The 20,385-nt window shown below is 64.4% G+C and carries 15 protein-coding genes; 10 read left to right on the plus strand and 5 right to left on the minus strand.

The window, feature by feature from the left end; genetic code table 11:
- Nucleotides 1–41: 41 nt before the first annotated feature.
- Complete coding sequence (locus tag XI04_RS22220; RefSeq protein ID WP_271609013.1) at nucleotides 42–1,337, minus strand: hypothetical protein; 1,296 nt, start codon at nucleotides 1,335–1,337, stop codon at nucleotides 42–44.
- Between the two features lie 401 nt (nucleotides 1,338–1,738).
- Between XI04_RS22220 and XI04_RS22225 the strand changes: the two genes are divergently transcribed.
- Nucleotides 1,739–4,888 (plus strand): GAF domain-containing protein, encoded by a 3,150-nt coding sequence (locus XI04_RS22225; RefSeq protein ID WP_271608979.1) that lies wholly within the window; start codon nucleotides 1,739–1,741, stop codon nucleotides 4,886–4,888.
- Nucleotides 4,889–5,099: 211 nt separating this feature from the next.
- On the opposite strand, the gene XI04_RS22230 is transcribed toward XI04_RS22225, so the two are convergent.
- Entirely contained in the window at nucleotides 5,100–6,008 is a 909-nt protein-coding gene (locus XI04_RS22230) for a LysR substrate-binding domain-containing protein (protein WP_028141499.1), read from the minus strand.
- Nucleotides 6,009–6,116: 108 nt separating this feature from the next.
- Here XI04_RS22230 and XI04_RS22235 point away from each other — a divergent pair, with 108 nt between their 5' ends.
- From XI04_RS22235 to map, 3 genes are all read left to right on the plus strand, one after another.
- On the plus strand, nucleotides 6,117–7,493 hold the full coding sequence (locus XI04_RS22235) for an FAD-binding oxidoreductase (RefSeq protein ID WP_028141500.1): 1,377 nt from the start codon (nucleotides 6,117–6,119) through the stop codon (nucleotides 7,491–7,493).
- 62 nt (nucleotides 7,494–7,555) lie between these two features.
- Nucleotides 7,556–8,455, plus strand: coding sequence for a GNAT family N-acetyltransferase (locus XI04_RS22240; RefSeq protein ID WP_167456569.1), 900 nt, complete (start codon nucleotides 7,556–7,558; stop codon nucleotides 8,453–8,455).
- A 123-nt stretch (nucleotides 8,456–8,578) separates the two neighbouring features.
- Complete coding sequence (map, locus tag XI04_RS22245) at nucleotides 8,579–9,328, plus strand: type I methionyl aminopeptidase (protein ID WP_212476799.1); 750 nt, start codon at nucleotides 8,579–8,581, stop codon at nucleotides 9,326–9,328.
- Between the two features lie 21 nt (nucleotides 9,329–9,349).
- Here the strand turns inward: map and pdxR are convergent, their stop codons facing one another.
- The gene (gene pdxR / locus XI04_RS22250) at nucleotides 9,350–10,759 is read right to left on the minus strand and encodes a MocR-like pyridoxine biosynthesis transcription factor PdxR (RefSeq protein WP_271608978.1); all 1,410 of its coding nucleotides are present in this window, start codon (nucleotides 10,757–10,759) and stop codon (nucleotides 9,350–9,352) included.
- 108 nt (nucleotides 10,760–10,867) lie between these two features.
- On the opposite strand from pdxR, the gene XI04_RS22255 reads away from it, so the two are divergent.
- Nucleotides 10,868–11,329, plus strand: coding sequence for a carboxymuconolactone decarboxylase family protein (locus XI04_RS22255; RefSeq protein WP_028141504.1), 462 nt, complete (start codon nucleotides 10,868–10,870; stop codon nucleotides 11,327–11,329).
- Nucleotides 11,330–11,373: 44 nt separating this feature from the next.
- Complete coding sequence (locus XI04_RS22260) at nucleotides 11,374–12,012, plus strand: HD domain-containing protein (RefSeq protein ID WP_028141505.1); 639 nt, start codon at nucleotides 11,374–11,376, stop codon at nucleotides 12,010–12,012.
- A 59-nt stretch (nucleotides 12,013–12,071) separates the two neighbouring features.
- Here the strand turns inward: XI04_RS22260 and XI04_RS22265 are convergent, their stop codons facing one another.
- Complete coding sequence (locus tag XI04_RS22265; protein WP_028141506.1) at nucleotides 12,072–12,338, minus strand: DUF3551 domain-containing protein; 267 nt, start codon at nucleotides 12,336–12,338, stop codon at nucleotides 12,072–12,074.
- A 1-nt stretch (nucleotide 12,339) separates the two neighbouring features.
- Nucleotides 12,340–12,657 carry a DUF3551 domain-containing protein gene (locus XI04_RS22270; RefSeq protein ID WP_028141507.1) on the minus strand — a complete coding sequence of 106 codons (318 nt, stop codon included), beginning with the start codon at nucleotides 12,655–12,657 and terminating at the stop codon, nucleotides 12,340–12,342.
- Nucleotides 12,658–12,910: 253 nt separating this feature from the next.
- Here XI04_RS22270 and XI04_RS22275 point away from each other — a divergent pair, with 253 nt between their 5' ends.
- The 4 genes from XI04_RS22275 to XI04_RS22290 form a co-directional block, all read left to right on the plus strand.
- Nucleotides 12,911–13,636, plus strand: a complete 726-nt coding sequence (locus XI04_RS22275; RefSeq protein ID WP_271608977.1) for an outer membrane protein — start codon at nucleotides 12,911–12,913, stop codon at nucleotides 13,634–13,636.
- A 487-nt stretch (nucleotides 13,637–14,123) separates the two neighbouring features.
- Entirely contained in the window at nucleotides 14,124–17,627 is a 3,504-nt protein-coding gene (gene dnaE / locus XI04_RS22280) for a DNA polymerase III subunit alpha (RefSeq protein WP_271608976.1), read from the plus strand.
- 130 nt (nucleotides 17,628–17,757) lie between these two features.
- Nucleotides 17,758–18,501, plus strand: a complete 744-nt coding sequence (locus XI04_RS22285) for a carbonic anhydrase (protein WP_038948696.1) — start codon at nucleotides 17,758–17,760, stop codon at nucleotides 18,499–18,501.
- Nucleotides 18,502–18,818: 317 nt separating this feature from the next.
- Nucleotides 18,819–20,385 (plus strand): caspase family protein (locus XI04_RS22290; RefSeq protein WP_271623764.1); only part of this gene is annotated, 1,567 nt, incomplete at its 3' end.

Genomic DNA, 20,385 nt, shown 5'->3' on the forward strand with positions numbered 1-20,385 from the left:
GGGCAGGCTTCAGCTCTTGAAGACTGTTGCAAGCCTGCGCGCTACGGCGCAGGCGTTGCGCTGACGTTCGGCAGGGTACCACCTGCTTTCCATGGACTGTCCGTCCAGGGTGTCGGCTGCAGAGAATTCGCCGGCCAGGGTTTTGCCGGGCCCGTCGCCACTGAAGTGCACGACGTCCCGAGTTGCGTCCACACCGACGCCAAGCCGGTCGTGTCGATGTTGAAGCTTGTGACGTCAGCCCGTCCCTCTGGTTCCGGCGTGGTTTCCCGGACCTGCAGGGAGTGCGAGGCCAGCACCGCCTTGACCATGTCCGGGTCGACGGCGCCGTTCCAGACCTCGTACTTCCCTAACCGCACCGGAGGCCCTCCCGCTTGCTTGCTCATGTCGGCGCTGGCCGCGATCAGGATCGTTTTCTTGCCGGCGGCCGATGCGTCGATCTCACCCGCGAACATCAGCGGCACGCGCTTCTTGTTTTCGCAATACAGGCGCCATTCCATGGTCCGGAACGAGGCATCGTTCTCCTTCTTCACCGCGGCGATCTTGCTGATGAACGGTCGCGCTCCCTTTTCCAGCCGCCACATCGTCTCGGCCAGCGGTCGCGTGTCGATCCCGAACCGGTAGAGTTCGGGCCGCGTCAGCACGTGCAGGTTTTCGAATTTCACGGTGCTGATCAGTGCATCGAGCTCGCGACTGATTCCCATCGCCGCAATGAACGCGGCGCGGTCGCGGTCGGCACCGGCGATCCGGCGCCGCCGCGCTTCGGCGACCACTTCCGGAGGCGGATTGCCTTGAAACCGGAGGATGAGCCTGGAGTTATGGACCGCCAGCGCGGCATCGGGCGCAACCTCGCGAGAGGTCGCTCCGAGAAACAGGTAACCGCAGGCCGAGTTGCACATCGCATGATAGGTGCTGAGTTCGGCCTCGACCTCGCCGTTCCCGTTCTTGATCTTCTGGCATGCGGCGTCGATCTGCGTGCCCGCGGCGCACGCCGTCGCGATCGTCCGGCCAACCCGGGCGATCGCCTTGCGGCTGCGCAGCAGCCGGGCGATCACATAGGACTGCTCAACGTTTCCGCCGGGCGAATGGAGGTAGATCGGGCGCTGCAGGTCCTTGACGCCGGCGAGGAAGCGGCGAATGCGGGACGCTGCGTCTTGATCGATCTGGCCCTCGATCGCGATCCAGCGGTCGCAGCCCGGCCCGCACGCGTCGGGCGCGCCTTTGGCAAGATAGATCGTCAGCCTGGAGGCAAAGCCGGGTTTCTCGGCCGGGGTCCCTTCGGCACGCAATGCGCCGGGAAGCGACAGCAAGGCCAGCAGAAGCAGGGCACGGACGAGCATGAATTGTGAGACCACGAGGTGCATCCTGATGCTGACGCTATACGACCAAGGGTGCGTCCACAACTTGCGGTGGCGCGGGCAGTCGCGTTTATTTTCTGCCGACACCTGCAGATGGCCGCGTGCGGGGACACGCAACTTTGACGCCGGCAGCGTGTCCATCGGCCCAGGCGCTCACGCTGTTGCGGCGAGGCGGTCGAGGTCGCGGCAGCATGCGCTAACTAAGCACTGACGTCGTGATTTGCTCGAGCCCGCGCATGGCACAGGCCGGGCCGGAACCTTGATGCCTTCATGAAGTTATCAGAACGCGCGGGTGCCACTCTCCCGCTGGCATCGTCGTCGGCCTGAAGCGGATGCCGCAAGAAACGCTATTCGGTGACGAGCCAAGTGTCAGGGGAGGTCAGATGACATCGACGGCCGGGGAGAACTCGACCGATCGCAATGCCGTCCTGGCTGCACTTGGCGATTACATCCGAGAGATCGCCAACCCCGACGATCTCGCTTATGCAGCGGTAGAGCTGCTCGGCCGCAGCCTCAAGGTCAGCCGGGCAGGCTACGGCACGGTCGACACATCGGCCGAGACCATTACCATCGCCCGTGACTGGAACGCGCCGGGCATTTTGAGCCTGGCGGGGGTGCTGCACTTCCGCGACTATGGCAACTACATCGAAGATTTGAAGCGCGGCGAGACGGTCATCTGTGCCGATGCGGAGAAGGATCCTCGCGTTGGCGACCGCGCCCGCGCGCTCGAAGCGATATCCGCTCGCGCGCTTGTCAACATGCCGATCTCCGAGCCCGACGGAGTCGTCGCGCTGCTCTACCTCAACAACGCAACCCCGCGGGTCTGGAGCTCCGAGGAGCTCGAGCTCATCCACGATGTTGCCGAGCGCACGCGAACCGCCGTCGAACGTCGACGCGCCGAGGCGGCGGTGCGGGAGAACGAGATCCGTCTGCTCTTCCTTGACGCCCTCAACAAGGAGACGGCCAGGACCCGCGATGCCGACGGCGTGATGGCAGTGACGACGAGAATGGTCGGAGAGCACCTCGGCGTCTCGAACTGCGCTTATGCCGACATGGATCCCGATCAAGACGGCTTCACCATCCGCGGGGATTGGGCGGCTCCTGGTGCGATGCATATCCTTGGCCACTACAGCCTGGCCGACTTCGGTGAGAAGGCGGTGCGAGAGCTCAGTGCTGGCAGGCCTCTCGTCATCAATGACAATTTGAAGGAGATCGCGCCGGAGGAGGCGGCCACCTTTCAGAACATAGGAATAGGTTCGACGATCTGCATGCCCTTGGTCAAGGAAGGGCAGCTCACGGCCTTGATGGCCATTCATCACCGCGGCCCGCATCGGTGGACGGCGCGCGAGCTCGCGTTGCTCACGGAGGTCACCGAGAGATCGTGGGCCCACATCGAGCGGGTTCGTTCGGAACAGGCGGCGCGAGAAGCTGCCGAACGCCTGAGTCTTGCGAACAGGGCGGCAGGTATAGGCATCTGGGACTATAATCCGGTGAACGACGTTCTTAGATGGGACAACCGCTGCAAGGAGGTGTTCGGTTTGTCGCCGGACGCCGAAGTGAGCTACGAAGGGGCGTTCCTGAAGGGTCTCCATCCAGACGACAGGCAGCGGGCCCACGAGGCCGTCTCCGCAGCCCTGACGCCGGATTGCCCGAAAAGCTACAACATTGAATTCCGAACCATCGGCATCGAGGATGGTGTCGAACGCTGGATCGCGGCGACGGGGCAGGCGATCTTTTCCAATAGGCAGGCCGTCCGGTTCATCGGGACGGTTCTGGATATTTCCGCGCAAAAGAAGACCGAACGCCAGCTTCGAATACTGAATGATACGGGGGCGTCGGTCGCCCGCGAACGCGACCTCGAGAAGATCGTGCAGATCGTTACAGATGCCGGCGTGGAGCTGACGGGCGCCCAGTTCGGAGCCTTCTTCTACAACGTTCTGGCGCCGGACGGCGGCAGCTACATGCTGTATTCGCTGTCCGGAGCGCCGCGATCCGCCTTCGAGAAGTTTCCTATGCCGCGCAACACCGCGGTGTTCGAGCCCACGTTCAAGGGTACGGGCGTGGTGAGGTCTGACGACATCCTGCAGGACCCGCGCTATGGCAGGAACGCGCCGCGTAAAGGCATGCCGGAGGGGCATCTTCCAGTCCGATCCTACCTCGCGGTCCCCGTCATCTCGCGAACGAGCGAAGTCCTCGGCGGACTCTTCTTCGGCCATGCAGAGACGGGTAAATTCCAGGCAGAGCACGAAGCCGCCTTGCTCGGGATTGCCGGCCACGCCGCCACGGCTATCGACAACGCTCGGCTCCTGACCCGGCTCGAGGCGCTCAATGCCGAACTGGAGCAACGTGTCGCCGACGAGATTGCCGAACGCATGAAGGCCGAAGAGCAGTTGCGCCAATCCCAGAAGATGGAGGCCGTGGGGCAGCTGACCGGAGGCATCGCCCACGACTTCAACAACATGCTGGCCGTGATCCTCGGCAGCTTGAATCTCGCCAAACGACGGCTCGGCAAGGGAGAGGTCAACATTGACCGCTTCATCGAGGGTGCAATCGACGGCGCAAATCGCGCGGCCACTTTGACGCAGAGGCTGCTGGCGTTCTCGCGCCAGCAGCCTCTGGCGCCTGAAGTCGTGGACATCAACAAGATGATCGGGGGGATGAGCGAACTGCTCGAACGCTCGCTCGGAGAGCTTATCCGCCTCGAGGCAGTCCTGGCGGCCGGTCTTTGGCGCGTCAAGGCAGATCCGGCCCAACTGGAAAGCGCCGTGATCAATCTTGCGGTCAATGCGCGCGATGCCATGCCGAAGGGCGGGCGGCTGACGATAGAGACCAGCAACGCCTCGATCGATCGGAAATTTGCCCGGGAATATGCCCTGTCGCCCGGACAATATGTTCTCGTTGCCGTGACGGATAACGGCACCGGAATTCCGCCCGACGTGCTGGGAAAGGTGTTCGACCCGTTTTTCACGACCAAGGTCGTGGGTAAGGGCACCGGCCTCGGCCTCAGTCAGGTCTACGGCTTCGTGCGGCAGTCGGGCGGCCACGTCAAAGTCTACTCGGAAGTCGACGTTGGCACGACGGTGAAGATCTATCTTCCACGCTTCGCCGGCGACGAGGGAGTATCGACCCCATCGCAAGGAGTGACGCATCCCGGCGCAAGCCTTCAAAGTGAGACCATTCTCGTCGTCGAGGACGACGAGCGGGTCCGCAGCATCTCATCCGAAAGCCTGCGGGAGCTTGGTTATACGGTCATCGAGGCCGCGAGCGCCAAGGAGGCGATCAGGATGATCGAAAACGGTCTCGTCCCGGATCTGCTGTTTACCGACGTCGTCATGCCCGACATGACCGGCGCTGAACTTGCGGGCGAACTGTCGAAACGATACCCGGCTTTGAAGGTGCTGTTCACCACCGGCTACACGCGCAACGCAATTGTTCACAACGGCATGCTCGATGCCGGCAAGCATCTGCTGTCCAAACCCTTTGCGATCGAAGATCTGGCCGCGAAAGTCCGTGCCTTGCTGGACGAAATTTGATCGTCTATTCGGTCCGGCAAATCCAGCCGGTCCAGCCGACGGGTATCCATTCAAGCCCTGATGCTCTCGTTTGCAGCCGACTGGCGAAACCGTCGGCCTGCATGCGGCACGGTGGCCCCGGATTCCTCGAATGGCGAGGGCCGCACGAGATCCGAAACACGCATCGGTCTCAACATCATGACTTGGCCGATGTTCGACACCAAGAAACGGATCAAGGGTCTGATCGCAGCCACTCCGAAAAGGCTCGGATGGTTCTTGCGCGCGGATGGCCTGCCTTACTGACCACATGGAAGCCGTAGCCAGGCAAGCTCAACTTGAACGCCTTCACGAGCGTACCGGCGGCGAGGTCGTGTGCCGTGAGCACATCACTGAACACTCCTATTCCTTGTCCTGCGATCACCGCCTCGATGGCGTGCAATTCCTCGCGGAAACTCAGGTGCTGCATGTCCTTGAACGGGGGGACGTCACGCCATCTGCGCTGAGCCGCGGCGAGCCATCGCTGCCAGGTGGGCGGCTCACGATCGGCCGGCGACCAATAAGAGTGGATCAGGACGTGATTTGCGAGGTCGACCGGTCGCATCAAGCGCCCCGTTGCAAGCAGGCGCGGACTGCAGACGGCCCAGAATGTATCGGTGAAGAGATCTTCGACGATGCCGTCTGTCGGCCGTACTCGGCTGGTCGCGTAGCGAATGGCGACGTCGCCGTCTCCGGCCTGCAGATCGAGCACCGTGTCAGTGCCGATGACCTCCAGCGGCACGTCGGGATGCAACTTGCGCCACAGGGGCAGGCGGGGCACGAGCCAGCGGCTGGCGAACGCGTTGGTCGTCGTCACGCGGAGAGGCTGTTGGGCGCCTTCCTGCTTGACGCTCGCAACGGCGGCGGCAAACGCCTCGAGCCCGCCGCGTATGACGGGGAAAAGCCGCGCTCCGGCATCGGTCAGCGAGAGTGGCCGTGGTCTGCGGCGGAACAGAGCGCGACCGCAATATTGCTCGAGCAACCCGATCTGGTGGCTGATCGCCGTTGGCGTCACGCCGAGTTCTGCCGCCGCCTTCTTGAAGCTCAGATGGCGGGCGGCGGCTTCAAAAGCGCGAAGCTCGATCAGGGGCGGGAGCTTGTGCATGCCGGCCAGTCTAGGTGAAATCAATTCATCGTCACCTGAATTCTTCGGATTTGCGCGGAGATCGTGCGCGGCCAAGGATATGGCGGGTCAAGCTGAGGAGATCAGGTCATGTCGTCCATCGCATCTGTCGCCAGCGCTGCCGCCGATCTTGGCGCCTCCTTCGGAGGACAACTGCTCAAACCGGCGGACGAGGGCTATGAGGAGGCGCGAAAGGTCCATAACGGGCTGGTCGACAAGCGGCCGGCATTGATCGCCAGGTGCCGCAGCGTGGCCGACGTCGTCGACGCCGTCGCTCTTGCGACCAGGCTCGGCCTCGAGGTCGCCGTTCGCGGCGGTGGCCACAATGTAGCAGGACGCGCAACCATCGACGGCGGGATCATGATCGACCTCTCGCCCATGAAGGGCGTCCGGGTCGATCCGGTCGGCAAGACCGTCTGGGCGCAGGGCGGGGCCACCTGGGGCGAGCTCAATCGCGAAACGCAACTTCACGGACTTGCGGTCACCGGCGGCGTGGTCTCGACCACCGGGATTGCCGGCCTGACCCTCGGCGGAGGACTGGGCTGGCTGATGGGCAAGTACGGTCTGGCACTGGACAATCTGCGGGCCGTCGAACTCGTCACCGCCGATGGCAGGGTTTTGCGCGCCAGCAGGCAAGAGGAGCCCGATCTGTTCTGGGCTCTCCGCGGCGGCGGCGGAAACTTCGGGATCGCCACCAGTCTCGAATACGATCTTCATACAATCGGGCCGATCATCACCGGCGGCCCGATCGTCCATCCCATCGAACGCTCCCGCGAGGTGCTCGAATTCTTCCGGACCAGCACGCGGTCGCTCGCGGACGAGCACATGCTGTTCGCATCCCTGACGCATGCGCCAGACGGCTCCGGCACGGAGGTCGCGGTCCTGGTCACCAGTCACTGCGGACCGCTGGCGGATGCCGAACGAGCGGTGCGGCCGCTGAAACAGTTCGGGACTCCGATCCTGGATGCAGTCGGGCCGATTCCCTATTGCGACCTCAACCGCATGCTCGACGCCAACTATCCGAAAGGCGCCTTCAACTATTGGAAATCGAACTTCCTCGCGGAGCTCAGTGATGGCGCGATTGCGACCATGATCGAATGCTTCGCGCGCTGCCCGACTCCCATGGGGCAGTTTCTGGTCGAACACGTCCACGGCGCGGCGGCCCGCGTCGATGCCGTGGATACGGCATTTCCGCATCGGCAGGAGGGCTATAATTTCCTGATTCTCGCGCAGTGGATGCAGGCCAGCGATACCAGCCGCTGCATGTCCTGGGCGCGCGACACCTACGAAAGGATGCGGCCCTTCTTCGCCTCCGGCCGCTATGTCAATTATCTCGATGATGACGAGACGGGCGATCCCGTCGCGGCCGCCTATGGACCGAACTACCGGCGACTGCAGCGGATCAAGGCGAAATACGACCCGACCAACTTCTTCCGCATGAACCAGAACATCCGGCCCCTGGCCTGATTGCCGGCTGAGGATTTCGTCGCTCCCATGGGCCGTGTTGATCTCTTCGGGAGGATTCGAGAATGGCTGTCGTGTGCCGGCCCGCTTGTAGCGACGATTTGGCGAGAGCCGACGAGATCGTGGTCGCCAGCATCAACGAACTCACGGAACGGCGGGGGTTCGGCAAGATGGCATCCTCTCGCCCGCACCATTTTCAGGCCTTCTCGCTTGCGGATGATCCCGAAGGTCTATGGGTTGCCGATGTCGACGGAGACATTGTCGGCTTCGCGTGGAGCTGGGTGTGTGGCGAGCTTTGGTTCTTGGCGCAGTTGTTCGTGGCGCCTGATCGCCAGAGCGACGGCATTGGCAATCAATTGCTCGGGAAGTCATTCGCTCACGCGGCAACGCGCGGAGCATCCGTCAAGGCGTTGATCACCTTCACCTTCAACAACGTGTCTCAAGGCCTCTACATCCGTCACGGACTATTCCCGCGCTGTCCGATCTACATGGTCAGCGCGCCTCGTGACCGCCTGGCGTCACGGTTGGCTGAGCCGCTGCTGCGTCTTGAACCTCTTGCCGCCGCGACGGCCCGGTTCGAGGACCTGGTGCCCATTGATATCAGCGCTCTCGGCGTTTCCAGAGCGAAGCATCACCGATATCTCCTGGGCGACAGCACGACGAACGGGTTCACCATTCACGCCGGCCGCGAGTGCGTCGGGTACGTCTACGTTTCGGATGGACACATTGGTCCGCTCGCGGTCCGCCGGCAGGATCTGGTTGGCCCCGCCCTTGCGGCTGCGCTGTCGCTCGCGGCACGGGGCGGTGTTCCAACCATCTCGGCCTTCGTGCCGGGTACGAGCGAGCCGGCGCTCAAAGTGGCGACCGACCACGGCATGCATCTGACGCTCCCGATGCTGCTGATGTCCAATCGGCAGTTCGGAGATTGGGTCAGTTACCTCCCGCGTAATCCGGGTTTCATGTAGATCTTGCGATCCCGCGTTGGCGGAACGCTGACTAGGCCGCGCGAACGGTTCTGGCGTACACGCTGCGTTTGCAAGCCGACCTCGCAGGGGCTATGTCCGGGCCTCCCGGACAAGAGCCCTGACATGACAATCTCCGATGACAACGACCTGACGCGCCTGAAAGAGCTCGGTCGCATCGTCGCCAATACGCTGGAGGCGATGGGCAAGGCGATTGAGCCGGGCATGAGCACCTCCGAGCTCGACCAGATCGGGCGAAAGCTCCTGGAGGCCGCCGGCGCGCGTTCGGCCCCGGAGCTGGCCTATGATTTTCCCGGGGCGACCTGCATCAGCGTGAACGAGGAGATCGCTCACGGCATTCCGGGCGAACGGCGGATCGCGCGCGGCGACCTCGTGAACATTGACGTGTCAGCCGAGAAGAATGGCTTCTTCGCCGATACGGGTGCTTCCTTCGCCGTTCCCCCCGTAAACCGCGCGATCGAACGTCTTTGCCGGGACGGCCGGCGGGCGATGTGGACCGGCCTGCAGCAGGTCGGCGCCGGCAAACCGATTGCCGGGATCGGCCAGGCGATCGGGACCTTTGCGCGGAAGAAAGGCTACAGCCTGGTCAGGAATCTGGCCAGTCACGGCGTCGGCCTGTCGCTCCATGAGGAGCCGACGGAGATTGCAACCTGGCCCGACCGCTCCGAACGCCGCATCATGAACGATGGCCTCGTGTTCACCGTCGAGCCGTTCCTCTCCATGGGTGCCGAATGGGCGGAGAATGGCGACGACCCATGGACGCTCTACAGCAGCCCCGAGGCGCCGACCGTTCAATACGAGCACACCGTGATCGCCACCCGCAACGGACCCTTGATCGTGACGCTGGCGGGTTAAGCCGCCGACGCCGGAGTCGGATCACGTCAGGCGGTCGATGATCTGAAGGAGCCGGTCGCAGGACGCCTCGATCCTTTTGAGTGGAGACGTCGCGACGCCTAGCAACAGTCCCGGGCGCGCCGAAGCCTTCGAGGCATACCAGAGCGAGAGCGGCGTGGGCGCAAGTCCGAACGCTGCGGCTTGCCTGGCGATGGCAAGATCAGGCGCTCCGTCCGGCAAGCGCAGGACCGCGGCCAGTCCTGCAATCGCAACGTTCGTGGTGCGCGTTCGAAGCTGCTTCAGCAATGCATCGCCTTGCGCGGTGTAGGCGCGCTTGGTGCGCCGCAGATGCCGCAGATAATGGCCCTCGCGGATGAAGTCTGCCGTGGCGAGCTGCACCGCGGGTCCGGGTGCCGGCGCGAGGCACGCTGCGGTCTCGGCGAATCGCGACGCCAGAGCGGCCGGTGCAACGACAAAGCCGAGCCGTAGGGCAGGGGTTACGGTCTTGCTGAAGGAGCCAATGTGAATGACGCGGCCGGCGCGATCGAGCGAGGCGAGCGCCGGCGTGGCCCGGCCCTTGAGCTGAAGTTCGCTGAGATAGTCATCCTCGATCACCCAGGCGTTGTTTTGGTTCGCCCAGTCGAGCAGGCGCGATCGACGTGCCAGTGACAGCGTGGATCCGAGCGGCGCCTGCTGCCCCGGTGTCACGACAACCAGCGCGGCGTCGGGCGCTTGTTGCAGGCCGTCATCGACATCGATCCCATCTGCGTCAACCGTGATTGGCACGATCGACAGGCCCGCAAGTTCGAGGCCGTGCCGGGTGAAGGGAAAGCCGGGATCCTCCATCCAGACTTTCTTCCTTTGCCCGAGGTCGAGGACACGGAGCGCCAGGCCGAGGCCGCCGCTGAAGCCGCTGGTGATGATGATCTGGGACGGTGCGCATTCGATCCCGCGCGCCAGCGCAAGGTAGGCCGCGATCTCGCGTCGCAAGTCCGGTTCGCCGCGCGGGTCGGGGTAGATCGCAGGTGCGCTCATCTCGACGCGAACCGCCCGTGCGCGCATTCGCGCGAGCAGCGTCGCAGGAAAGGTCTCCTGCGAAGGAACGCCCATCTGGAAGATCGCCGGCCCCGCCGTGAGCTCCTGGTACATCTCCATGAACGAGCCGGGGTCCGGCGCCTTGTCCCGCCGCACGGGAATGGACGGTCGGTCGGCGACATGCGTGCCTGTCGCGCGGGCCGCGATGACCAGTTGGGCCGATGAGAGCTTTTCATAGGCTGAGCGCACGGTGCCGCGCGCGACGCCAAGCTGGGCCGCCAAATCCTGCCATGAGGGCAGGCGCGCGCCCGGGGCGAGCACGCCGCGCTCGATGGCGGCCCTGATCCCCCTGTGGATTTGCTCCGCCAGCGGCGTCTTCGCCGACCGGTCGAGCTTCAGCCGCAGCGATCTGGTCATGATCCTTGGTACACGATTTTCCCGCGTTCTTGGTCCTTTTTTATAGACCACGGCAGGGGCATCTGAGGGAGGAAAGAGGGGCTCCCTCGATCATCAAGGAGAAAGCGGATGAGTGAACGCCTCAACTACAACCACATTGCACCGGCAGGCGCGAAGGCACTGGGCGGCGTCTATGGCTACGTCATGCAGAGTGGGCTTCCCGCGACGCTGGTGACCCTCGCTTACCTGCGCGTCTCACAGATCAACAACTGCGCCTACTGCCTCGACATGCACACGCGGGATCTGCTGAAGAGCGGTGTGAAGGTCGAAAAGCTCGCGCTGCTGCAGGCTTGGGCCGAGGCCGGCGATCTCTTCGACGACCGCGAGCGCGCGGCCCTCGCCTGGGCCGAGACTGTCACCCGCGTCGCCGAGACCAACGTGCCCGATGAAGCCTATCAAGCCGCCCGCAAGGTCTTCAGCGAGCGCGAGCTTGTCGATCTCACGATCGCAATCAGCCTGATGAATGCGTACAATCGCATGTCGATCAGCTTCCGAAATACTCCGCAGGCCGCGCTCGAGAAGGCGGCCTGACGGATCGCGCGGCATCAGTCGAAATGCAAAGTAGGAGCTTGAAGATGATGAGCGTGATTTCCAGCGTCAAAATCCCCGACAGCAAGCTGGCGCGCGAGGCGGCTGAACTGGTGCGCAGCCACGAAGACGACATGCTTTTCAACCATTCCGTCCGAGTCTACGTCTTCGGTGCCATGAAGGGGCTGCGTCAGCAGCTGAAATTCGATCCCGAACTTCTTTACGTCGCGGCGTTGTTTCACGATCTCGGCCTCGTCGACCATTACCACACGCAGACAAAGCGATTTGAGGTTGACGGAGCCGACGCTGCGCGTGAGTTCCTGCGGGCGCGCGGCATCGCCGAGCCGCAAGCCGATCTGGTGTGGGAGGCAATCGCGCTGCACACCACGCCCGGCATTCCGCAATTCATGCGGCCGGAAATCGCGCTCACCAACGCGGGTGTCCTGGTGGACGTCGTGGGCATTGGGTATGACGACTACACGCCGGAGCAGCGCGACCAGGTGATCTCGGCGTTTCCGCGCGGCGACTTCAAGAACGAGTTCCTGAAGGTGCAGACCTGCTCGGCGCTGAAGAAGCCGCAGACGACGTTCGGGACGGTCAATTTCGACTACATCGAGGATCACGATCCCAGCTTCCGCAAGCCGAATGCGTGCACGCGCATCCGCAGCACGCCCTGGCAGAGCTGAGCCGATGACGGCATTCGCCGCACGCCTACGCCGCCCTATCTCCGGCGGAAACTGAACGGTTAGGATCCGGGGCGAGGCGGCGCGCTCGAGCGGCGAGGGCGCGTTGGTTTCTTCAGCGGAAAATACGGGTTCACCACGCAACTCGCCGAGCGTCCGACGGCGAGATATCGGCACTGCTCGAGCGAGCCGTAGCGGCAGTCGAAATAGCCGACGGGGCCGTAGATCTGCATGCACACGGGATAGCTCGGATCGTAGGTCTGCGCGGGTGCAGATCCGCCCGCGAGAAGCAGGCCGATCACGACCAGTGCGAGGCGAGCCCGGCGCATCTCAGCGCAGGAAGTAGCCTGGTGAATAGCCCGGCGTCTGCGCGCGCGGACGATTCTGGTAGGCGTAGGGGTCGTCGCTCTGCCCGACGAAATACGGATTGGCGATGCAGGTCAGCGCGCGTCCCGATGCGCTTGCCTGACACTGCGCGTAGGTGTCGAACCTGCAATTGCTCAGGCCCGGCCATTCATCGCCGGTGAGGCAGAATGGATGATGCGTTCCGAACGCGCGTGCGGGTGTTGATGTGCTCGACACGAGTGCAAATGTGGCGGTAGCGAGCGAAAGTGTGGCGACAATGGGGAGGACAATTCGTCTGCGCATCTTCAATTCTCCATCACGCGAATGTGCGCGCGACGTTGTTACGCGCGCATGCAATTTATCTCGTGTCGCCGACAATGGAACTACAGAAAACACTTATTTCAAAGGGTTTCCAGAACGCGCTGATAAATCTTCATTAATGAAGCGGGGGCCTTTGGAGCGAACTGTTGCGTCGAGGTTACAGCAATTCCGTCGATCACTGTTATGACCACGCTGCGGCCAGGGGGCCTAACGACGAAACTGGAACGGGACTCAAATGAAGAAGAATTTGTTGCTTGCCGCTGTGAGCCTTGTCGCGCTGAGCGCGACTGCGCCGGCGCTGGCTGCCGACCTCGCAGCTCGGCCGTACACCAAGGCGCCGCCGGCGGCGATCGCCGCGGTCTATGACTGGAGCGGCTTCTACATCGGCATCAACGGCGGCGGCGGTTCGTCGCACTCGACCTGGGATCTCGTCGGCGGCGGCCGCGAAGGTTCGCATGATGCGACCGGCGGCACGGTCGGTGGTCAGATCGGCTATCGCTTTCAGTCCGGCCAGTGGGTGTTCGGCGTGGAAGGTCAGGGCAACTGGGCCGACTTCTCGGGCGACAATGTCAGCGCGCTGTTCGCAACTCGCAACCGCTCGAAGATCGACTCGTTCGGTCTGATCACCGGTCAGGTCGGCTACGCCTGGAACAACGTCCTGCTCTACGTCAAGGGCGGTGCGGCTGTGGTCGGCGTCAAGTACGACGTTTCCAGCACGGTCTCGGGCGCGCTGCTGTCCTCGAACGACCAGACCCGGTGGGGTGGTACGGTCGGTGCCGGCCTCGAGTACGGTTTTGCGCCGAACTGGTCGGTTGGCGTCGAGTACAACCACATCTTCCTGTCGGACAAGGACGTCACCTTCGCCGGCCTCGCGGGTACCGACCGCATCAAGCAGGACGTCGACATTGGTCTCGTCCGCCTGAACTACAAGTTCGGCGGCCCGATGATTGGCCGTTACTGAGACTGATCGTTCTTCGTTGAGCGGTCCTCGAAAGCCCCGGCCTTGGCCGGGGCTTTTTTATTGCGTGAATTCAGCGAGTTAACCATTGCTCCTGGAGGTCGTCCGCCATGCTTGACTCTTGAGAACGAAATGAGAACAATGTTCTTCATACGTTCCAACAAGGGAGCAAGCCATGTTCAGGGTTTTCGTGGAAGAGGCCGCCGCACTGGCGTCGATCACGCTGTTCGTCGGGATGATCGCGATCTGGGCGCAGGTCATACCGCAGCTCTAGGGGCAGCGGTTTTGTAAACCGCAGCTCCCCTTTACCGGTGCCCCCTTGGGGAAAAGCAGGACGACGCGGCCAATTGGCCGCTCCGGCGTAGACTCTGAAGCTGCGACACCTCACCATTGCGAGGCGAGTCGGCAAACGAAGGCAAACGGCGAGTGCATGATGCCTTGAGGAGCCGGCGACCGCTCCATTCCATCTGCAAGAGGCCGTCACGCGACCATGCCGAGCGCCGGATTTGTCCACCTTCACGTTCACTCGGCCTATTCGCTGCTCAAGAGCTCGATCAAGATCGCCAAGCTCGCCGAGCTTGCCAAGAAGGACCATCAGCCGGCGCTGGCGCTGACCGACACCGACAATCTGTTCGGTGCGCTGGAGTTTTCCGACAAGATGGCGGGCTCCGGCATCCAGCCGATCGTCGGCTGCGAGCTGGCGATCGATTTCGGCGACCAGGATCCGAATGCGCGCAACGCGATGGGGCCGTCGCGCGTGGTGCTGCTGGCCGCGCAGGAGCGCGGCTATCGCAGCCTGATGCGGCTCAACTCGCGCGCCTTCCTCGAATCGCCGGATAGCCATGCTCCGTTCGTCAAATTCGACTGGTTCGAGGGCGAGACCGAGGGGCTGATCGCGCTGACGGGCGGACCTGACGGGCCGATCTCGCTGGCGCTGGCCGGCGGTCATGCCGAGCTCGCCGCCTTGCGCTGCGAGCGTCTGGCCGGCCTGTTCGGCGACCGCCTCTACATCGAATTGCAGCGCCACAACACCGAGAAGGAGCGGCGCGTCGAAAGCGGCCTGATCGACCTCGCCTACGCCAAGGGACTGCCGCTGGTTGCGACCAACGAGCCGTATTTCGCCGCGACCGACGATTACGAAGCGCATGACGCGCTGCTGTGCATCGCTGGCGGGCGGCTGATCGCCGAGACCGAGCGCGAGCAGCTCACGCCGGATCATCGCTTCAAGACGCGCGCCGAGATGGCGGTGCTGTTCGCCGACATTCCGGAGGCGCTGGCCTCGACGGTGGAGATCGCCGAGCGCTGCTCGTTCCGCCCGATGACGCGCAAGCCGATCCTGCCGTTCTTCACCGTCGGTGCCGCGCAGAGCTCGGACGCCGCCGCGGTCGAGGCGGCGGAACTGAAGCGCCAGGCGGAGGAGGGGCTCGTCAATCGCCTGCGGGTCCACGGCCTGTCGCAGGGCATGACGGACGAGGATTACAGCAAGCGCCTGGCGTTCGAGCTCGACGTCATCATGCGCATGAAATACGCGGGCTACTTCCTGATCGTGTCCGACTTCATCAAATGGGCGAAGGGCCAGGGCATTCCGGTTGGGCCGGGCCGCGGCTCCGGCGCAGGCTCGCTGGTGGCGTGGGCGCTCACCATCACCGATCTCGATCCGATCAAGTTCGGCCTGCTGTTCGAGCGCTTCCTCAATCCCGAACGCGTCTCGATGCCGGACTTCGACATCGACTTCTGCCAGGACCGCCGCGGCGAGGTGATCAGTTACGTGCAGCAGCGCTACGGCCGCGATCAGGTGGCGCAGATCATCACCTTCGGAACGCTGCAGGCGCGCGGCGTGCTGCGCGACGTCGGCCGCGTGCTGCAGATGCCCTATGGCCAGGTCGACAAGCTGACCAAGCTGGTGCCGCAGAATCCCGCCGCGCCCGTCACGCTCGCGGCCGCGATCGAGAGCGAGCCGAAGCTCCAGGCGTTCCGTGATGAAGATCCGGTGGTGGCACGCGCCTTCGACATCGCCCAGCGCCTGGAAGGCCTGACCCGCCACGCCTCGACCCACGCCGCCGGCATCGTGATCGGTGATCGCCCCCTGAGCGAGCTCGTGCCGCTCTACCGCGATCCCAAATCCGACATGCCGGTGACCCAGTTCAACATGAAATGGGTCGAGCCCGCGGGCCTCGTCAAGTTCGACTTCCTCGGCCTGAAGACGCTGACCGTGCTTGATGTCGCCTGCAAGCTGCTCAAGCCGCGCGACATCCACGTCGATCTCGCCACGCTGCCGATCGACGATGCCGAGAGCTACCAGATGCTGGCGCGCGGCGAGGTGGTCGGCGTGTTCCAGGTTGAAAGCCAGGGCATGCGGCGCGCGCTGGTCGACATGCGCCCCGACCGTTTCGAGGACATCATCGCGCTGGTGGCGCTGTATCGCCCGGGTCCGATGGCGAACATCCCGACCTATTGCGCGCGCAAGCACGGCGACGAGGAGCCGGAATATCTGCATCCCGTGCTGGAGCCGATCCTGAAAGAGACGTTCGGCGTCATCATCTACCAGGAACAGGTGATGCAGATCGCGCAGGTGATGTCGGGCTATTCGCTCGGCGACGCCGACCTCTTGCGCCGCGCCATGGGCAAGAAGATCCGCGCCGAGATGGACAAGCAGCGCGACATCTTCGTCGCCGGCGCGGTGAAGAACGGCGTGCCGAAGGCGCAGGCCGAGACCATCTTCGAGCTGCTGGCCAAGTTCGCCGACTACGGCTTCAACAAGAGCCACGCGGCGGCCTATGCGCTGGTGTCCTATCACACCGCCTACATGAAGGCGCATTATCCGGTGGAGTTCATCGCGGCGTCGATGACGCTCGATCTGAACAACACCGACAAGCTCTCCGAATTCCGCGCCGAGGCGCAGCGCCTCGGTATCAAGGTCGAGCCGCCGAACATCAACCGTTCCGGCGCGACCTTTGAGGTCGGCGACAAGGTCATCTACTACGCGCTCGCAGCGTTGAAGGGCGTCGGCATCCAGGCGATCGAGCAGATCATCGAGGAACGGGCCAAGCGCGGACTGTTCACCTCGCTCGCCGACTTCGCCGCGCGGGTCAATCCGCGCGCGATCAACAAGCGTATCATCGAAAGTCTTGCCGCCGCCGGGGCCTTCGACACGCTGGAGCCGAACCGCGCCCGCGTCTTCGCCGGCGCGGACTCGATCCTCGCCGCCTGCCAGCGCGCGCATCAGGCCGAGACCATCGGCCAGAACGACATGTTCGGCATGTCGGCGGATGCGCCGACCATCATGCTGCCGCAGATCGAGCCGTGGCTGCCGGCCGAAAAGCTCCGCCGCGAATACGATGCCGTCGGCTTCTTCCTGTCGGGCCATCCGCTCGACGATTACGCCACCGTGCTGAAGCGGCTGCGGGTGCAGAGCTGGGCCGAGTTTTCGCGCGCGGTGAAGACCGGTGCCACCGCCGGCAAGGTCGCAGCCACCGTGGTCTCGCGCATGGAGCGGCGCACCAAGACCGGCAACAAGATGGGCATCATGGGGCTCTCCGATCCCACGGGCCACTTCGAGGCGGTGCTGTTCTCCGAAGGCCTCGCGCAATATCGCGACGTGCTGGAGCCGGGCGCTGCCGTGCTGCTGCAGCTCGGCGCCGAGCTGCAGGGCGAGGACGTTCGCGCCCGCGTGCTGCATGCCGAGCCGCTGGATGATGCCGCCGCCAAGACGCAGAAGGGCCTGCGCATCTTCCTGCGCGACACCAAGCCGCTGGACTCGATCGCCAAGCGTTTGGCCGGGGCCGACATGGCCGCCTCGAACGGCGCCGCGCCGAAAGTCGGCAGTCCGGGCATCGCACCGCGCTCGAATGGCGACGGTGAGGTCTCACTGGTAATGATGCTCGACCTCGAGACCGAGGTGGAGATGAAGCTGCCCGGCCGCTTCAAGGTCTCGCCGCAGATCGCCGGCGCGATCAAGGCGGTCGCGGGCGTGGTAGACGTGCAACAGCTCTGACATTGCGGGCCCCGCCGCAAACCAAAGCTTAACTATTTGGCCCGCGCCCGGTTTCGAAGTCGCTCGCGCGCAGCTATCAGTTGTTGTCACGAGAATCGCGTTGGGCGGGAAGCCAGGAAGAACAACAACCATGTGCGACAAATGCTCTGAAAATCTGCTTCAATCGACCGCTCCTTCGCGGCGCTCCATGATGCTCTTTGCCGCTTCGGCGCTCGGAGTGGCAGCGTTTGGCGGGACCGCGTCGGCCAAGGAGGCGAAGGCGCCGCCCAAACCTCAGAACGTGCTGTCGCCCGATGCGGCGCTCAAGAAGCTGATGGAGGGCAATGCGCGCTACGTGTCGGGTGTGTCGCGCCGCCACGACTTCACGCATGAGCGCGAAGCGCTGGTCGGCGGTCAGAATCCCTACGCGGCTGTTTTGAGCTGCGCCGATTCGCGCATCGCGCCCGAATATGCCTTCGACAGCGGGCGCGGCGATCTGTTCGTGTGCCGTGTCGCCGGAAACTTTGCCGGCGACGAGACCGTCGCGAGCATGGAATATACCGTCGCCGTGCTGGGCACGCCCCTCATCCTGGTGCTCGGCCATGACAATTGCGGCGCGGTCGATGCGACCATCAAGTCGCTGAAGGACGACAAGCCGCTGCCGGGACACATCCCCACGCTGGTCTCCGCGATCGCACCTTCGGTGAAGACGGCGGCCGGGCAGAGCGGTAACGCGCTCGACAACGCCATTCGCCAGAACGTCATCGACAATGTTGCCAAGCTGAAATCCGCCGCCCCGCTTCTCAACGCAGCGGTCGAACAGGGCAAGCTCAAGGTGGTCGGCGGTATCTATCGGTTGCGCACAGGGGCCGTCGAGTTGATCGCGCAGGGCTAAAGCCCAGCTTCGGGAACACCGGAGCCAGGCGGTCGGCCCCCGTCGGGCAAGAGGCCGGCCGCCATACAGCCGTCTGTGGGATCCGCGCAAGGGTCGATCTGATCGCGCAGGGCAGGGACTTGAAGGAGCCTTGCGAAGTTTCTAGGCTCGCGGCCTTGAGGCTGGCGTGAGCTGATTTGCAGCTGACCTGAAGCTGACGCCAGCAGCCGCGTGGCCACGCCACCGCCTCAATCCGAGCTTTTCGTTCAACCGCCGTTCAGCCGGCTGCGCGCCTCATGCGTGGTGGCACCTCAACTACAGTAGCGGGCAAGCAAGCCATGCGTGGGACGTTTCGAGTCGTCATTTGCCTTCTCCTGCCGATCGTGGCCCTTGCCGCCGGCGCGCCGGGAGCAGCAAACGCGCAGCAGCAGGAGAAGCGCATCGCACTCGTGGTCGGCAACGGCGCCTATGCCAAGTCGCCGCTGGCAACGACCGCGAACGACGCCGGCCTGATCGCGCAGACGCTGCAGGCAGCCGGCTTCGACGTCGTCGGTGCGCGCGATCTCGACGGCGATACGCTGCGCAAGAGCTTTCGCGACTTCATCCAGAAGGCCCAGGCCGCGGGGCCGGGCACCGTCGCGATGATCTATCTTTCCGGCTACGGCGTGCAGCTGGCCGGCGAGAACTATTTCATCCCGGTCGATTCCAACATCACCCGCGACACCGACGTTCCGACCGAGGCGTTGCGGATCAGTGATTATGTGCGCCAGCTCGCCTCGATCCCGCTCAAGGCCAACATCGTCGTGCTCGACGCGGCCCGCGCGCAGCCCTTCATCGAGGGCGGCCAGCCGATCGCGAGCGGTCTGGCGCTGGTCGAGCCCGAGCCGAACATGCTGATCGCGTTCAACGCCGCGCCCGGCACGGTCGCGCCGGAGGAGGCGGGGCCTTACGGCATCTACGCCCAGTCGCTGGCCGAGATGATCCGGACCGGCGGCCTGCCGCTGCCTGAGGTGTTCGACCGCATTCGCCTGCGCGTCAATGAGGCCTCCAAGGGCGCGCAGGTGCCCTGGAACGAGCAGAAGATCTCGGCGCCATTCTCGTTCTTCGAGCGCGGGCCCGACGCGCCGCCCCCGGAGGCCGCGCCCGACCAGGTCGCCGCGATCCGGAGCAAGCCGATCCGCGACCTCGGCGTGCGGGATGCCTATGCCGCCGCGCTCGAGCGCGACACGCTGCCGGCCTATGAGGAGTTTCTCGCCGCCTATCCCGGCGATCCCCTGGCGAAGCGCGTGATGGCGATCGTCGCGGCGCGCCGCGAAGCGATCACCTGGAGGCGCACCTACCGGAACGATACCCCGGAAGCCTATTGGTCGTATCTGCGCCGCTATCCGCGCGGGCCGCATGCGGCGGACGCGCGCCGGCGCCTCGCGATCCTCACCGCGCCGGCCGAGCCGCCGCCGAGCTTTGCGATGATCGACTACGACGTGCCGCCCCCGCCGCCGGAGGAGGTGGTCTATGTCGACCGTCCCGTGCTGTATTTCAGCGATCCCGATTTCGGCTTCGCGCCGCCACCGCCGGTCTACTATCTGCCGCCGCCGCCGCCGGATTTCGTCGTGCTGCCGCCGCCGCTGCCCGTGGTCGGCCTGTTCGTGCTGCCGCAGCCGGTGTTCGTGCCGATCCCGGTGTTCGTCAGGCCGCCGGTCTATGTCGCGCCGCCGCCGAACAACATCATCTACCAGAACATCCATAATACGACGGTGATCAACACCGTGATCAACCGCCTGCCGGCACCAGCACCGGCTACGGGGGCAGGGGCCGGACCGGGCAATCTGGCGCCAGCGATTGCCGGCCGTGCCAACCCGGCCGGGCCTGCCGTGCCGCAGGCGGTCGTGCAGCGCGCCGCGCTGA

It is taken from the genome of Bradyrhizobium sp. CCBAU 11430 (assembly GCF_028128855.1).
Lineage (GTDB): Bacteria > Pseudomonadota > Alphaproteobacteria > Rhizobiales > Xanthobacteraceae > Bradyrhizobium > Bradyrhizobium ottawaense.

Bases quoted from the DNA above. Each gene is read 5' to 3' on its own strand.
- XI04_RS22220 (WP_271609013.1), bottom strand. From the start codon at position 1,337: ATGCTCGTCCGTGCCCTGCTTCTGCTGGCCTTGCTGTCGCTTCCCGGC.
- XI04_RS22225 (WP_271608979.1), top strand. From the start codon at position 1,739: ATGACATCGACGGCCGGGGAGAACTCGACCGATCGCAATGCCGTCCTG.
- XI04_RS22230 (WP_028141499.1), bottom strand. From the start codon at position 6,008: ATGCACAAGCTCCCGCCCCTGATCGAGCTTCGCGCTTTTGAAGCCGCC.
- XI04_RS22235 (WP_028141500.1), top strand. From the start codon at position 6,117: ATGTCGTCCATCGCATCTGTCGCCAGCGCTGCCGCCGATCTTGGCGCC.
- XI04_RS22240 (WP_167456569.1), top strand. From the start codon at position 7,556: ATGGCTGTCGTGTGCCGGCCCGCTTGTAGCGACGATTTGGCGAGAGCC.
- map (WP_212476799.1), top strand. From the start codon at position 8,579: ATGACAATCTCCGATGACAACGACCTGACGCGCCTGAAAGAGCTCGGT.
- pdxR (WP_271608978.1), bottom strand. From the start codon at position 10,759: ATGACCAGATCGCTGCGGCTGAAGCTCGACCGGTCGGCGAAGACGCCG.
- XI04_RS22255 (WP_028141504.1), top strand. From the start codon at position 10,868: ATGAGTGAACGCCTCAACTACAACCACATTGCACCGGCAGGCGCGAAG.
- XI04_RS22260 (WP_028141505.1), top strand. From the start codon at position 11,374: ATGATGAGCGTGATTTCCAGCGTCAAAATCCCCGACAGCAAGCTGGCG.
- XI04_RS22265 (WP_028141506.1), bottom strand. From the start codon at position 12,338: ATGCGCCGGGCTCGCCTCGCACTGGTCGTGATCGGCCTGCTTCTCGCG.
- XI04_RS22270 (WP_028141507.1), bottom strand. From the start codon at position 12,657: ATGCGCAGACGAATTGTCCTCCCCATTGTCGCCACACTTTCGCTCGCT.
- XI04_RS22275 (WP_271608977.1), top strand. From the start codon at position 12,911: ATGAAGAAGAATTTGTTGCTTGCCGCTGTGAGCCTTGTCGCGCTGAGC.
- dnaE (WP_271608976.1), top strand. From the start codon at position 14,124: ATGCCGAGCGCCGGATTTGTCCACCTTCACGTTCACTCGGCCTATTCG.
- XI04_RS22285 (WP_038948696.1), top strand. From the start codon at position 17,758: ATGTGCGACAAATGCTCTGAAAATCTGCTTCAATCGACCGCTCCTTCG.